Source organism: Rhodophyticola sp. (assembly GCF_965284195.1).
Lineage (GTDB): Bacteria > Pseudomonadota > Alphaproteobacteria > Rhodobacterales > Rhodobacteraceae > Rhodophyticola.
Map to the genome: position 1 here is coordinate 1,065,672 of NZ_CBDIRM010000001.1, position 14,368 is coordinate 1,080,039.

Below are 14,368 nucleotides of genomic sequence, written 5' to 3' on the forward strand. Positions count from 1 at the left end.
CGCGATACGGCGAAGGCCGGCAAGTCCGCCGGTCAGGTCGTGTGGATACAGGCGCTTGTGTGCCCGTTGCCGACGGGTTTCAGCTCCGGCACGATCTTCGCACACTCCTCGGTTGCAATCGGGCACCGGGTGCGGAACACACAGCCCGAGGGCGGATTGATTGGGCTGGGAATATCCCCTTTCAGAACCATGCGCTTGCGTCGTCTGCCCGGTTCGGGGATCGGCACCGCCGAGAGCAGCGCCTTGGTATAGGGGTGGTTCGGCCGGGCATAGAGATCCGCCGCCGAGGCGATTTCCATCACCCGGCCCAGATACATCACGATCACCCGGTCGCAGATATGTTCGACCACGCCCAGATCGTGGGCGATGAACAGCATCGTCAGATCCAGATCGTTTTTCAGATCCTCCAGCAGGTTGATGACCTGCGCCTGAATGGACACGTCCAGCGCCGAGACCGGTTCGTCGGCGACGATGAATTCCGGCTCGACGGCAAGCGCGCGGGCGATGCCGATCCGCTGCCGCTGGCCGCCGGAGAATTCATGCGGAAACCGGGCCAGATGGTCGCGCGACAGCCCGACCTTTTCCAGCAGCGTCGCGGCGCGGTCTTCATGCTCCGAAGGGTCGCCGATCTTGTGCAGGCGCAGCGGATGGGTCAGCACCTCGCGCACTTTTTCGCGCGGGTTGAGGCTGGCATAGGGATCCTGAAAGATGATCTGCATCCGCTTGCGATAGCTTCGCATGTCGGCGGCGTTCAGGCCCATCACGTCGGTGCCACCGAAGCGGACGGTGCCCCCGGTGGCCTGTTCCAGCCGCAGGATCGTGCGCCCGACGGTCGTCTTGCCCGAGCCGCTTTCGCCGACAAGCCCCACGACCTCGCCCGCATTGATGCCGAAGGAGATGTCGTCCACCGCCTTCACATTGTTGACCACGCGCTGCAACACCCCGCCATGGATCGGGAAGTATTTGCGCAGCTTGTCGACCTCAAGCAGGGGGGCGGTCATGAGGCCTGCCTTTCGTTCAGGTCAAGCTCGCGCCAGCGGGCGCAGCGGATCATATGGCTTTCGCTCGCCTGCTCCAGTTCGGGGGCGGCGGCCTTGCAGATATCGGTCGCGAAGGCGCAGCGCGGGTGGAACCGGCAGCCCGCCGGCAGGCTGGTCAGGGCAGGGACGGTGCCCGGGATCGCCTGAAGCCGTTGCTTGTTGATCGAGGAGCCGAGCCGGGGGATCGAGTTCATCAGCCCTGCGGTGTAGGGCATGCGCGGATTGCGGAAGATGTCTTCCACACCGGCGGTTTCGACCACCTGAGCGGCGTACATCACCACCACGCGATCCGCGACCTCGGCCACGACGCCCAGATCGTGCGTGATGAAGATGATCGCCATGCCCAGCTTTTGCTGCAGGTCCTGCATCAGTTCCAGCATCTGCGCCTGAATCGTGACATCCAGCGCGGTGGTGGGCTCGTCGGCGATCAGGATGCGCGGCTCGCAGGAGAGCGCCATGGCGATCATCGCGCGTTGGCGCATGCCGCCGGACATTTCATGCGGGTAATTGTCGACCCGGCGCGCAGGCTCGGGGATGCCGACCAGTTCCAGCATCTCGATCGCGCGGGCGCGGGCCTTGGATTTCGAAAGGTTTTCATGCCGGATGACCATTTCCGCGATCTGCTGGCCGACCGTATGCACCGGGTTCAGGCTGGTCATCGGCTCCTGGAAGATCATCCCGATCTCCTTGCCTCGGATTTCCCGCATCTCGGCATCGCTGAGCTGCGTGATCTCGCGGCCGGCAAGCTTGATACTGCCGCCCGATACGCGCCCGACATCCTTGGGCAAGAGACCCATGATCGACAGGCTGGTGACCGATTTGCCCGAGCCGCTTTCGCCCACGATGGCGAGTGTCTGGCCTGCATGGACATCGAAGCTGACCCCGTCGACAGCGCAGATCGACAGCGTCTTGGTCAGATCGAAGGTGGTCTGCAAATCGCGTACCTCCAGAAGCGGCGGCTCCCGGGATGGCGGGGTTTCCTCATGCTGCACCGGGAATGCTCCTCCGCAGCACGGCCGTGGCGGCGCACCCTGGTTCCGCGACGCGACGCTGACGGTCATGCAGATGCATTGTTTGCGGCCTTTTTCATCGTTTGTGCCCCCTGATCATACACGCGCGATCTATCGCGCGGGCCCGGTTCCGTTTCTCGATTTGGGTGCTTGACGCAATCGGGTCCGCATGATTTGGTTGTTCTACTGTCGACAATCTAAAATCTACCTTGGGAGAACAATGAATTGATTGTCAAGCATCCCGAGGCGGTGTCGCCGGAAAAGACGGAGGGTGGGCGATGCACGGACCCGCATCGTGCAGGATCGGTGAGCGATTGGGCAAGGTCTGTTTCGGGATCGGCCGGCAAACCGGCCGCCCGGCGCCGTGGCAACCTTGATCTGTTAGAGGGCGCGGCCTGATGTGGACATTCCTGATACGGCGTCTGATGCAGAGCATTGTCGTGCTGATCGGTGTCACGCTGATCAGCTTCATCTCGTTGCAGATCGGCGGGGATCCGACCTATCTGTTCGTGTCCGAAAACGCGAGCGCCGAGGAGATCCAGCGCGCGCGGGAGGCTCTGGGCTTCGACAAGCCACTGCATATCCAGTATCTCAGCTATGTCTGGAACGCGTTGCAGGGCGATTTCGGCAATTCGCTCAGCTATCGCCAGCCGGCGATGGATGTGGTGCTGGAGGCGATGCCGGCCACGATCGAGCTGACATTCTTCTCGCTGGTTCTTGCGATCGGGCTCTCGATCCCGCTTGGCATCTATGCGGCGCTGAACCGGGGCAAGCCCGCCGATGGCGGCATCATGACCTTCGCGATGCTGGGCCAGTCGATCCCGAATTTCTGGATGGGGATCATGATGATCCTGTTCTTCGGCCTCTATCTGCGCTGGTTCCCGATATCCGGCCATGTCCCGTTTCTGGAACCGCTCTTCGAGGGCGATTTCGCCACAGCGTTCAGCAATCTGCCCCGGTCGATGTATTACATGATCATGCCCGCCTTCGCGGTCGGCACCTATACGCTGGCGCGAAACGCCCGCCTTATCCGGTCGTCGATGCTGGAGGTTCTGCAACAGGATTACGTCCGCACCGCGCGGTCCAAGGGGATCTCGGAGCGCCGGGTGGTGATCCATCACGCGATGCGCAACGCCTGGCTGCCGGTCGTCACGATGATCGGGCTGGAGTTCGGCTTTCTGCTTGGCGGCGTGGTGGTGGTGGAAACGGTGTTTTCCTATCCCGGCATCGGCCGTCTGGTCTTCAACGCGATCAACCAGCGCGATATTCCGGTGGTTCAGGCCTCGGTCATCCTGCTGGCGGCGATTTTCATTCTGCTGAACCTGATCGTCGATCTGATCTATGCGCGGCTTGACCCGCGCGTGAAGCTTTAAGGGGGCGCGCGCCATGTCCGAGACAAGACCCGCCCCCAGCTCCGCATCCACCACCCAGGCCGTCGGCGGCATGGCCTCCTCCTACCGCCGCAGGGAGCTGCGCCGGGCCTTTGAAAGCATGCTGACCAGCCGGTGGGCGCTGGTAGGGTTGCTGATCCTGCTGATCGTGACCTTCGTGGCGATCTTCGGCCCGTGGCTGGCCCCGTTCGACCCCAACAGACAGAACATCATGATGCGCCTGCTGGAACCGGGCCAGCCCGGCGCCGGAGATCTGACCTACTGGCTAGGCTCCGACCAGTTGGGCCGCGACGTGCTCTCGCGGCTGCTTTACGGCGCGCGGGTTTCGTTGCTGGTGGGCGTGGCCGCGATTGTCGTGGGCGGCACGCTCGGCACCATCGCCGGCCTTGTCTCGGGGTACTTCGGCGGTTGGGTCGATGATGTGATCATGCGGCTTGGCGATATCCAGCTGGCCTTTCCCTTCATCCTTCTGGCGATCATGTTCCTTGTGGTGCTAGGCCCCGGGCTGGTGAACATCATCCTGGTTCTGGGGATCGGGCAGTGGATCACCTATGCCCGGATCGTCCGCGCGCAGACGCTCAGCCTGCGGGAAAAGGAATATGTCGAGGCCGCGCGCGCCATGGGCGACAGCACCTTTTCGATCCTCTTCCGGACGATCCTGCCCAATATCATCGCGCCCCTCACGGTGATCGCGTCGTTCAACGTGGCCGGCGTGATCCTGTCGGAAGCGGCGCTCTCCTTCCTCGGTCTGGGTGTGCCACCGGATGTGCCGACATGGGGTTCGATGCTGTCGGAAAGCCGCGATCACCTGCTGTCGAACAAATGGTGGCTGGCGGTGTTCCCGGGTCTTGCCATAGTGTTCACGGTGCTGGCCTTCAACATCATCGGCGACTGGCTGCGCGATTTCCTCGACCCGCGGCTCAAGGAAAACGGCTAGGGCCCGCGCTCCGCAGATCTTTGGTCGGCGCGTCGGGAGGGCGAGGTCGGCGTCAGGGCGACGGCGAGGGGAAGGCCCGCTTCGAGCCCTTAATGACCGATGCTGCGCGACGCATGAATGGCGGCTTTTTACGTTGCCATAGAAGAACTGTCTGACTAGGCTCGGCGTCAAAGGAGAGAAGCCATGTCCGTTAAATTCGTCGTCGTAGTCAGCATGAGGTGCATGGTCCGATAAGGGTTTTCCATATCCGTTTCCATGCGCCCCCGAAATCTTCGGGGGCTTTTTTGTTTCTAGAGCTGAGACCTTCAAAATGTACCACCCAAAAACACCGCCGCATTTGCTCACGCTGATACTTCTGACTGGGTTTTCGCCCATGTCTCTCAATATGTTTTTGCCTTCATTGGCGAACATCGCTGTCGATCTTGAAACAGACTATGGGACGGTGAGCTGGGCGGTCTCCGGGTATCTTGCGATAACTGCCATCATTCAACTGATCATTGGCCCTCTGTCAGACCGGATTGGCAGACGGCCAGTCCTTTTGGGAGCGTTGCTGGTCTTTGCATTTGCGTCGGTGGGCTGCGCTCTTGCTCAAAGCATTGAGGTATTTTTGTTTTCCCGGATGCTTCAAGGCGGAATAATCGGCGGATACGCCCTGTCTCTCGCCATCGTCCGGGACACAAGATCAGAGCGAGAGGCTGTGAGCTTGATCGGTTACATCGGAATGACTATGGCAATCGCTCCGATGGTTGGACCGATGTTAGGAGGTGTGCTGGACACATTTCTGGGGTGGCGATCCATCTTCGCTTTCTTTGCCGCTTCAGGATTTGGCCTGCTAATTTTGTGTTGGCTGGACTTGGGCGAAACCAAGCGGGATCGGGACAGTGATCCCGGCACGCCAATACCTGGCACGACATCCCTTTTGCGCGAACCGCTGTTCTGGGCTTACGCACTGTGCGGCACTTTCTCGGTTGGTGCGTTCTACATCTTCCTGACGGGTGCTCCGCTTGTGGCTCAAACCGTATTTGAAATTTCCACGGCGGAGCTTGGATTCTACATAGGAACAATAACGGTCGGGTTCATGTTGGGTGGCTTCATTGCCGGGCGTTTTGGCAAAGGATTTGAGCCAACAACCATGATGATTGCGGGCCGGATCATAGCCTGTATCGGGCTTGTTGGAGGTCTGCTCGTCTTGGCTTTGGGCATTACATCGCCACAAATCTTCTTTGCGAGCACGATCTTCGTGGGCCTCGGAAATGGGATCACAATGCCCGGTAGCAATGCTGGCGCGATGTCAGTGCGACCGGAACTTGCGGGCAGTGCCGCGGGGCTAAGTGGCGCATTGATAGTTGCCGGAGGTGCCATTTTGACGGCGGCGACAGGTACAGCCCTGACCGGAACCAATGGCGCGCAAACGTTGCTTATATTAATGCTGGCGGCATCCGGCTTGGGCCTGGGTTTCGCCATCTGGGCATCGTGGCTCAGGCAAAGGGCAGCGCGGTGTGCGAATGTGTAAAGCGGTCGTTCGTGCGGTCGCAGCGAATTTACTCTTTGTCCCGCGATCCAGACCTTGCAAAGCCCGCGTAGTACACGGCCTTCACCGCGCCAGCTCGTTGCAGGACCCAAGTGGCCGGAACGGCAAACCGCAGACCGTCAGCGCCTGACGAACCGGCCGCCGCCCTGCTTGCCCGTCACCGCGCCGTCCTTGAATACGCTCTGCCCCGCGAGGATCGTTTCACAGACCTTTCCGCGCAACACGCGGCCATAGAACAGATGTGCCACGTCGCGGGCGTGGCTGTGCATGGTGTCGGGCGCAAATCTGGTCTCGCCTGCCAGATCCACGATCGCGACATCCGCCGCAGAGCCGGGCAACAGGGCGCCTTTTTGCGGATAGAGCCCGTAACGCCGCGCCCCATTGGCACAGATCAGATCATGGGCCCGTTTCAGATCGAGCCGCCCGCGCGCCACCGCATCCAGCATCGCAGGCAGGATGAACTCGATGCCGGGAACGCCCGGGGGCGCGCCGGGGAAATCCCCCTCGGCGGCCTGTTTCTCCGCCTTGGCGAAGGGCGCATGATCGGTGGTGACGTAGTCGATCACCCCGTCGGCGATGGCCTGCCAGAGCGCATCCTGATCGGCCTGATGGCGGATCGGCGGGTTCACCTTGGCGTAGATGCCCGCGCGCGCCACGTCCTCTTCGGTGGCGAACAGGTATTGCGGGCAGGTTTCGGCGGTGAAGTCCGAGGTGCCGGCAAAGCCGCGCAGGACGGCCACGGTTTCGGTGGAGGTGACATGGGCTATATGCAGTTTCGCCTGCGCGGTGATGTTCATCGCCAGCAGTTTGGCCACCGCCACCGCCTCGCAGATCGCCGGGCGGGACAGGCCATGGGTCGCCGCATCCGCCGGATCGAGCGCCTTGGCAAGACCCTCGTAATGGCTCAGCAGCGCGGCGCTTTCGGCATGGACCACCACGGGTCGCCCGGTGTCCGACAAAAGCTCAAGCGCGCGAAGCTGGTCGGCCTCGTCGGGAAAGGCCAGCCCCTCGAACTCGTCGGCGCGGCCGGGCGGCGAGGGCGTGGTGAAGATCTTCCACGCGATGCAGCCGAGATCCATCATCGCGTCGCGGCTGGCCTCGGTCAGATCGCCGGGCGCTGCGTAAAGGGCAAAATCGATGACGGCATTTTCGCTGAAATGATCGCGGCGCCGGGCCAGTTCTCCGGGCGTCGAGCAGCAGGGTTTGGAAATCGGCATCTCGAAGAGCGTCGTGACCCCGCCCGCCGCCGCCGCCCGGGTTTCCGACAGGACGGTGCCGCGTTCGGGATAGGCGGGCGCGCGGACGTGGAAATGAATATCCACGATTCCGGGCAGCACGGTTTTTCCGCGGGCGTCGATGATCCGGGATGCGTCCGGCGCGGTGCCCGGCGCATAGAGATCCGCCACCTTGCCATCCGCCAGCCCCAGATCGACGCGATGAAGGCCATCGGGCAGCAGCACGTCGCCGCCCGAAATCAGCGTATTCAGCGCGGTCATTTCAGCCCCAGTTCGCTCAGCGCCTTGGCCACACCGTCCAGATTGGTCAGATGCATGGAGGCGTAATTGGGCGACAGGACCACCCCGTGCCCGCCCGCGCGATAGGTGGCCATGACCGAGCGATAGGCGATGTCGGGCGTGCATTTCGCCTGATCCGCGCGCACCCGCGGCGCATCGATGCCGAGGCCCATGAAGACCTTGGCCTTGTCGTGCACCCCCGCCAGCGCTGCCTCGCATTGCCCGAAAACGTAGGTGTCGGGATCCAGACCGTCCTGGATCACCGTGTCGATACCGGAGCCCCGGATGCCGAGGATCCCGTCCATGACCTGCATCGCCACCGCAGGGTCGAAATCGCGCAGGATGGTGTTCCGGAAAAAGCCGAACTCCTTGTGCCAGATCTCGCCCGACTGGTGCTGATAGGTGATCGGCTTGACCCAGTCGGCATACATCGTCTGTTCGTGCCACGGCCATTGGGCGCGGCGGAACAGGTTGAAATGATTGCGGTTCCAGACGTTGAGGCCGAAGGGCAGGGCGGGTTTGCACCATTTCACCAGCCCGTACAGTTCCCGGTCCAGATCCTTGTTGCGCTCCAGCCAGAAGCGCTCCCAGATCAGCACTTCGGGGTTTTCCAGAAGCGTGCGGATGAAGGTGATGAACGCCCCGTCGTCGAATTCGGTGCCGCCAAGGGCGTCCTGCATGAAGTCATACATCGCGATGCAGCCCCGGCGGCAGGCCTCCACGTCGATGCCGCGCGCGATGGCCTCGGCCCGGCTGGCTTCCGAGAAGTCACCGGGCGCCTGGCCCTGCATCATCTGATCGAGCGGCGAGTTCCGCTCATTGCACCACATGATCCCGTCGATGTCGTAATTGCGCACCTGATCCTCGATGATCGCGTGCATCCAGTTGCGGTAATCAGGGTTCGAGGTCGACGGCTCGTCCTTGCGGCGGCCGAACACGTCGACCTCCATGCAGGTCGCGAGGTTGGGGATATCCACCGCGCTGGCCGATCCGTGGCCTGCGTATTTGAAGAACGGCTCCATCAGTTCGACATAGACCTTCATGCCGCGTTTGTGGGCCTCGGGGATCACCAGATCGAGGATGTCGATCCCCTCCATCTCCGTGTCGGTGGCGCGGAACTCCTTGATCAGCGTCTTGGTGTAGTAACGCGGATCGGGGTTGAAATAGGCGCCGCCCTTCATCGTGAACGGCTCGGGCACGCCATGGTCAGGCCAGCCGTCCAGCTCGTGCGCGATGGAGCGCCCGGTCTTCAGGCCAAGCCAGGACACGGTGCCGAGCATCAGGACGTTGACGCCGACGCGATCCTTGAGCGTGTCGAGCACGGTCTCCACGCCTTCATCTATGAAGCTGATCGGCGAGACCTGGATGCCGACGAATTTCTCCTCCGGATTGGGGGTCATGTTGCTCATGCCGCCGCCCCAGCATGGCTGGCGATGAACCCTTTGATCCGCGCCATCGCCTCTTTGATCACCGGCAGCGGTTGCAGGTAGGAGATACGGATGAAATCGCTGTCCGGCTCCCCGAACATGTCGCCGGGAAAGACCATGACGCCGGTTTCCCGCAGCAGGTTCTCGCAAAACGGTTTCGCCTTCATGCCCGTGGCAGAGATGTTGGTGTAGATGTAGAACGCGCCGCCGGGCGCGCCGTAGCTCAGGCCCGCCTCGCTCAGGGCCGACATCAGATAGGCGCGGCGCTCGGCATAGGCGCGGAACGTCGCCTCCATCTCGTCCTGCGGGCCGGTCAGCGCAGCAAGTGCCGCGAATTGCGATATGGTGCAGGTATTGATCGACAGGGTGTGCCGCGGCTCGGTCAGCTTCTCCACGAAATCCGCCGGTGCCGCCATGTAGCCCACGCGCCAGCCGGTCATGGCATAGGTCTTGGAAAAGCCGTTGAGCGTGATGGTCCGCTCCTTCATCCCCGGCAGCGCCGCCAGCGACAGGTGCTCGTGGGGCGGATAGATCAGCTTGGCATAGATCTCGTCGGCGATGACCAGAATATCGTGCCTCACCGCCAGATCGGCGATCTGCCGGATCACATCGGGCGGGGTTACGGCGCCCGTGGGGTTATTGGGGGAGACCATCACGAACATGCGCGTTTTCGGCGTGATGCGTTTCTCGATTTCGGCCACGTCCAGCGCGAAATCGTCTTTCTGGTAGGTCGGGACCGGCACCGGAATGCCGCCGCAGAGATGCACTGCCGTGTCATAGGTGGTGAACCGCGGCGAGGTGATCAGCACCTCGTCGCCCGCCTGCACCAGACCCAACATGCACAACATGATGCTTTCCTGCACACCAGCGGTGACGATGATTTCGTCGGCGGTGTAGTCGAGGCCGTACTCCGCCCGCAGGTTATCGCAGATCGCCTGCCGAAGCTGGGGCAGCCCTGTGGGCCCGGTATAGTGGTGCTGGTTGTCGTCCAGCGCGGCCTTCGCGGCCTCGACCACATGGGCGGGGGTGTGAAAATCCGGGTCGCCCCGGCCAAGGGCGATGACATTGTCGAGGCCGGCGGCGATCTCCAGCATTCTGGTGCGAAACGATCCGTCCTCGTCGACGATGCGGGGCGCCGTGCGTTGCAGCAAAAGCGATTGGGTCATGTCAGTGCATCCTTTTGCCGTCGATGAAGGTCATCTCGACCTTCTCCAGTGCGGTGAGGTCCTGATCGGGCTTGCCGTCGACCACGATCATGTCGGCCAGCTTCCCGGCCTCCAGCGTGCCGAGTTGGTCGCCGAACCCGTTCAGCACCGCCGCCCGCGCCGTGATGGCGCGCAAGGCGTCCAGATTGTCGGAGCAGACGCCCACCTCCACCATGAAGCCAAGTTCCGGCACGATCCGGTCGTGTTCCACCGCCGGGCTGCCCGCATCGGTGCCGAAGACGATCGGCACGCCCGCCTTCGCGGCGCGGACCAGACCGTCGAACCGGCTCTTGTCGGCCACGGCGCGCTTGCGCTCCTCGATCTTCCATTCGGGGATGCCGAAGGCGCGCGCGATCTCCTCGTTCGCCTGAATGACGAGGGCGGAGAAGGTCGTGACGATGGGCAGCTTGCGGTCGAGCAGCACCTGAATCGTTTCGTCGGTCATCGACCCGCCATGCTCCACGCAATCGATGCCGAACTCGGCCACGCGCCTGATGCAGTCGTTGTAGGTGGCATGGGCCGTGATCGGGATGCCGTTGCGATGGGCCTCGTCGATGACGGCGTGCAACTCGTCATCGGTGAATTCCAGCGTGTCGTGGCAGGCCATGATCTTGATCAGATCCGCCCCGCCCTTGACCTGATCGCGCACGGCGCGGCGCATTTCATCGGCACCGCTCGCCTCGCGGCAGACCCAGTAGGTGTGGCCGCCGGTCTGGATGATGGCCTCGCCCGAGACCAGAAGCCGGGGGCCGGGGAAGATGCCCTGCGCTACGGCCTGTTTGGTGAAGAGGTTGGCGTTGTGCACCCCCAGATCCCGCACCAGTGTGATGCCCGCGCGCAGGGATTTGAGCATGTTGCCGGCGGCCTTGTAGGCGCGGATCTCGGGCGGGTCGAACATGCTTTGCTGGCTCAGCTCGTGAATGCCGTCCCAGCTGAGATGCGCGTGGCTGTTCATCATGCCCGGCATCAGGGTCTTGCCGCCGGTATCGGTGGCGGCGATCCCTCCGGGCGCATCGGCGCGCGCGCCGACCGCGGCGATCTTGCCGTCCTTGAGATGGACAAATCCGTCCTCGATCACCTCATCGCCCACGCAGGTGATGACCCGGCCATGGAAAAGGCGTTCCTCGACGGGGGCGTCAAACATCGGCTTGGTGATCTTCTGGTATTTCCAGGCGGCTGGTTCGGGCATCTCGGGAACTCCTCAGATTGCGATGACGCGGGCGTCAATCGGTGTGTTGGCCTGAAACCGGGACGGGATATCGACCCCTGTTTCGGTCACGATCATGGTGTTGATGGTGCGGTATCCGTCGATGCCGGGGCGGTAGACGCCGGGCTCGTTGGAAAAGATCATATGCGTCCGGATTGGGGTCGGATCGCCGGGCGCGAGCCACGGGGCCTCGTGCCCCTCCAGCCCCATGCCGTGGCCGATGCGATGCCGGATCGCGTCGCCGAGCCCCGCCGCGCGCAGGGCATCGAGCGCCGCGTCGTTGGCTTGTGTGCAGGTCCGGCGCGCCGCACAGGCGGCGATGGCGGCATCGTTGCATGCCGCCATCGCGCGCATGATCCGGCGCTGTTCGGCGGTGATCTCACCCAGGATCAGGGTCACGCCGCTCTCGGCGTGATAGCCGCCAAGGCTGGCCCCGATGCCCGCGATCAGCGTCTCGCCGGGTTGCGGCACGCGTTCCAGAACCGCGCCGTGGGGCAGGGCGGCGCGCGGGCCCGAATGGACCGACGCGGTGATGCCCATGGGTGTGCCCGCGAAGGCGGTCTTATGTTTCGCGAAAAGCGCGCCCTTCGCATGGGCCATGGCATCGGCCATCAGGTCGGCCTCCGTGCCGCCCTGGGCGATAATGTCCCCGGCGGCGGTATGAAGGCGGGTCAGGAAGAGGTCTGCGAAGGTCGCAGCCTCGGCGGTCAGCGCAATCTCCTGAGGTTCCTTGATGGTGCGCGCGGTCATCGCGTGGTCGGTCAGGTCAATATGCGCCAGCCGGTCACGCGCGGCGTCCAGGAGGGCGGCATCCAGCAGGTCGATGCCGACGCGTTTGCGCCCGATCTGGTCAAGCATCCAGAGGACTGGCGGCACCTCGCCCGGGAACTCGTCATAAAAGCGCAGATCGGACAGGCCCGTGCCCTCGGCATTTTCGCGCTCCAAGCCCGGCAGCATCAGGACCGGCGCGCCCTCCACCGGCAGCCAGAGCCCCATGGGCCGTTCGTTGGCCGAGAGAAACAGCCCCGTCGCGTAGGCCAGATTGGCCGCGCGGAGCAGCAGTAACCCGTCCAGCCCCGCCGCCTGTGCCCGCGCCCGCAACCTGTCGCGCGCACGGGCGTGAAAGGCGGCGTCGAGCGGTTTCACAGCGTGTCGCCGGTATAGGGGCCGATAGGGTCCAGCGTAGTCTTGAGGTTCAACTCGCGGCCAAGCGCCTGCATGTCGGCCAGAACCACATCGTCGATCGGCACACCGTTTTCGGATTTCGCCGCCGTGCGCCGCGCCTCCTGCTCGCCGGGCACGAGGATCTCGTCGAAACCGGGGCGGAGCGCGCGCGTCTTGGCCATCTGGACGAACTCACCCATCCGCGCGGCATAGGCGTCGGGCTCCATGAACCACGAGATGTCGATGGCCTGAAAGTAATGGGACACATCGAGCTTCTTCGGGTCGGAATAGGGCGTCAGGCCGAAGCCGCCGCCCGACAGCACGCCGGTCAGCGCTTCGGTCATGAAGGCCAGCCCATAGCCCTTGTGCCCGCCGATCCCCAGAAGCGGGCCTTTCAGCGCGGCCGCCGGGTCGTCGGTCTCCTCACCCTCGGGGGTGATCGCCCAATCGAGGGGCATTTTCTTCCCCTCGCGGATCAGCCAGTTCATCATGCCCTTGCCCGCGGTCGTGATCGCGATGTCGAGCACCGTCGGGAAGCCCTGGTCGGACGGCGCCGCGATGGACCACGGGTTGGTGCCGGTCACGCCTTCGCGCCCGCCCCAGGGGGCCATTTCCGGACCCGCATTGGTGAAGGCGATGCCGATGCAGCCGTGATCCAGCGCCTGACAGGCATGGACCGCGCTGGAGCCGTAATGGGTGGAGTTGCGCACGATCACCGTGCCGATGCCGCCCTCCTTGGCTTTCCGGATCGCAAGCCGCATGGCTTTGGCCGCCGCCACCGTCCCGATGCCGTTATGCGCATCGACCAGCGCCAATGCCGGGCCTTCCTTGACGATGGACCAGTCCGCGCGCGGGTCCACCTCGCCATTGCCGATCCGCTCATGATACCGCCGCAACCGCGCCACGCCCTGGCCCTGGCCGGGGTGAAACCGCAACTCCGAGAAGATCAGTGCATCGGCGAAGATGCCCGCATCCTCCGCCGTCAGGCCGAGTGCCTCGAACCCTTCGGACACGAAGGCTCGCAATTGCGCCCGGTCCACATTGGTCATGGGGATCGCCTTGGTCATGCGCTTAGCCCCAGGATATCGGCGATGTTCGTGCCGGGCGCGTCATAGGCGCCCAGTTGTCCGGCGGGCGCGGTCATCACCACGGTCATGCCGGGGCCGTAGCCCGCGCGCGGGCCATCCGTCTGGCCGATGATCCCGATCCCCATCGCACCGCGCAGATAGCCGTGATTGTACCGGCTGTCGGTATCCTCGATTGCCACCACATCGCCAAGGCGGAGCCCGTCGAGCCCCAGCTTTGCCAGCTCTGCCCGGTCGGTGGACTGGATATGAAGCGATCCGCCCTCCGATGTCAGACCCGCGCCCGCGCCGACCAGATGGGGCGGGATCTTCGCGCAGACACCCATCATCAGCACATCGTCTTCGATCCGTTTCGGCAGCGCATCGAACAGCGCCGGCGACAGGGATTTGAAATGAACGTCCGGGCAGGCGGGCACAGATAGGCCCACACCCTCGCTCTTGACCAGAATCCGGTCGTCGACGGCGATCTTGCGCCGCGTCTGGCTATCGAAATGGATGATCACCTGATCCGAAAACCGGCCCGATTTTCCGGTGACGACGCCGCGCGCGCCCTTGGCGGCACCGCTGACGATCAGCGCCTCGTTCCCGACGCAGGCAAAGACGTTCAGGCCGCGGTTCTTGTTGGCGTCCGGATGCGCAATGCTGACGGAGGGATGAATGCAATCGCCGGACCAGCCGAAGGCGCTGTCCCCGACGGTGACGTTGTAGACGATCCCGCCGAAGGTCGGCCAGAGAAAGGCGCGGCCATCGGCATCGAGCCGGTAGGGCTCGGCGGGCAGACCGGACAGGGACGGGTTGGCGACCTGTCCCATGACCGAAACGGTGACGATATCGGCGGCGTTTGTTTGAATGCTCAT

The 14,368-nt window shown here is 63.6% G+C and carries 12 protein-coding genes; 3 read left to right on the forward strand and 9 right to left on the reverse strand.

Annotated elements, in window-relative coordinates; translation table 11 throughout:
* Positions 1–32: 32 nt before the first annotated feature.
* Both ACQ651_RS05345 and ACQ651_RS05350 read right to left on the reverse strand, forming a co-directional pair.
* A complete protein-coding gene (locus tag ACQ651_RS05345; RefSeq protein ID WP_227287865.1) occupies positions 33–1,001 on the reverse strand; it encodes an ABC transporter ATP-binding protein in 969 nt (322 codons plus the stop codon).
* Positions 998–2,032 carry an ABC transporter ATP-binding protein gene (locus ACQ651_RS05350; protein ID WP_227287864.1) on the reverse strand — a complete coding sequence of 345 codons (1,035 nt, stop codon included), beginning with the start codon at positions 2,030–2,032 and terminating at the stop codon, positions 998–1,000. The genes ACQ651_RS05345 and ACQ651_RS05350 overlap by 4 nt, the downstream gene beginning before the upstream one ends.
* A gap of 416 nt (positions 2,033–2,448) precedes the next feature.
* Between ACQ651_RS05350 and ACQ651_RS05355 the strand changes: the two genes are divergently transcribed.
* The 3 genes from ACQ651_RS05355 (at position 2,449) to ACQ651_RS05365 (ending at position 5,891) form a co-directional block, all read left to right on the forward strand.
* A complete protein-coding gene (locus ACQ651_RS05355) occupies positions 2,449–3,423 on the forward strand; it encodes an ABC transporter permease (protein ID WP_121897792.1) in 975 nt (324 codons plus the stop codon).
* A gap of 13 nt (positions 3,424–3,436) precedes the next feature.
* Entirely contained in the window at positions 3,437–4,378 is a 942-nt protein-coding gene (locus tag ACQ651_RS05360) for an ABC transporter permease (protein WP_430448651.1), read from the forward strand.
* A gap of 310 nt (positions 4,379–4,688) precedes the next feature.
* Positions 4,689–5,891 (forward strand): multidrug effflux MFS transporter, encoded by a 1,203-nt coding sequence (locus tag ACQ651_RS05365; RefSeq protein WP_430448652.1) that lies wholly within the window; start codon positions 4,689–4,691, stop codon positions 5,889–5,891.
* 137 nt (positions 5,892–6,028) lie between these two features.
* Here ACQ651_RS05365 and ACQ651_RS05370 read toward each other — a convergent pair whose 3' ends face one another.
* Genes ACQ651_RS05370 through ACQ651_RS05400 form a run of 7 tightly spaced genes read right to left on the reverse strand, consistent with a single transcriptional unit; the run spans position 6,029 to position 14,368 of the window.
* Positions 6,029–7,405 (reverse strand): dihydroorotase, encoded by a 1,377-nt coding sequence (locus tag ACQ651_RS05370; RefSeq protein WP_430448653.1) that lies wholly within the window; start codon positions 7,403–7,405, stop codon positions 6,029–6,031.
* A complete protein-coding gene (locus ACQ651_RS05375) occupies positions 7,402–8,832 on the reverse strand; it encodes a hypothetical protein (protein WP_430448654.1) in 1,431 nt (476 codons plus the stop codon). Before ACQ651_RS05375 ends, ACQ651_RS05370 begins: the two co-directional genes overlap by 4 nt.
* The gene (locus tag ACQ651_RS05380; protein ID WP_430448655.1) at positions 8,829–10,016 is read right to left on the reverse strand and encodes a pyridoxal phosphate-dependent aminotransferase; all 1,188 of its coding nucleotides are present in this window, start codon (positions 10,014–10,016) and stop codon (positions 8,829–8,831) included. Before ACQ651_RS05380 ends, ACQ651_RS05375 begins: the two co-directional genes overlap by 4 nt.
* A gap of 1 nt (position 10,017) precedes the next feature.
* Positions 10,018–11,244, reverse strand: a complete 1,227-nt coding sequence (locus ACQ651_RS05385) for an amidohydrolase family protein (protein WP_430448656.1) — start codon at positions 11,242–11,244, stop codon at positions 10,018–10,020.
* A 12-nt stretch (positions 11,245–11,256) separates the two neighbouring features.
* The gene (locus ACQ651_RS05390; RefSeq protein ID WP_430448657.1) at positions 11,257–12,408 is read right to left on the reverse strand and encodes a M24 family metallopeptidase; all 1,152 of its coding nucleotides are present in this window, start codon (positions 12,406–12,408) and stop codon (positions 11,257–11,259) included.
* Positions 12,405–13,493: an Ldh family oxidoreductase gene (locus tag ACQ651_RS05395; protein ID WP_430448658.1), complete on the reverse strand. Its 1,089-nt coding sequence runs from the start codon at positions 13,491–13,493 to the stop codon at positions 12,405–12,407. The genes ACQ651_RS05390 and ACQ651_RS05395 overlap by 4 nt, the downstream gene beginning before the upstream one ends.
* On the reverse strand, positions 13,490–14,368 hold the full coding sequence (locus ACQ651_RS05400) for a DUF4438 domain-containing protein (RefSeq protein ID WP_227287544.1): 879 nt from the start codon (positions 14,366–14,368) through the stop codon (positions 13,490–13,492). The genes ACQ651_RS05395 and ACQ651_RS05400 overlap by 4 nt, the downstream gene beginning before the upstream one ends.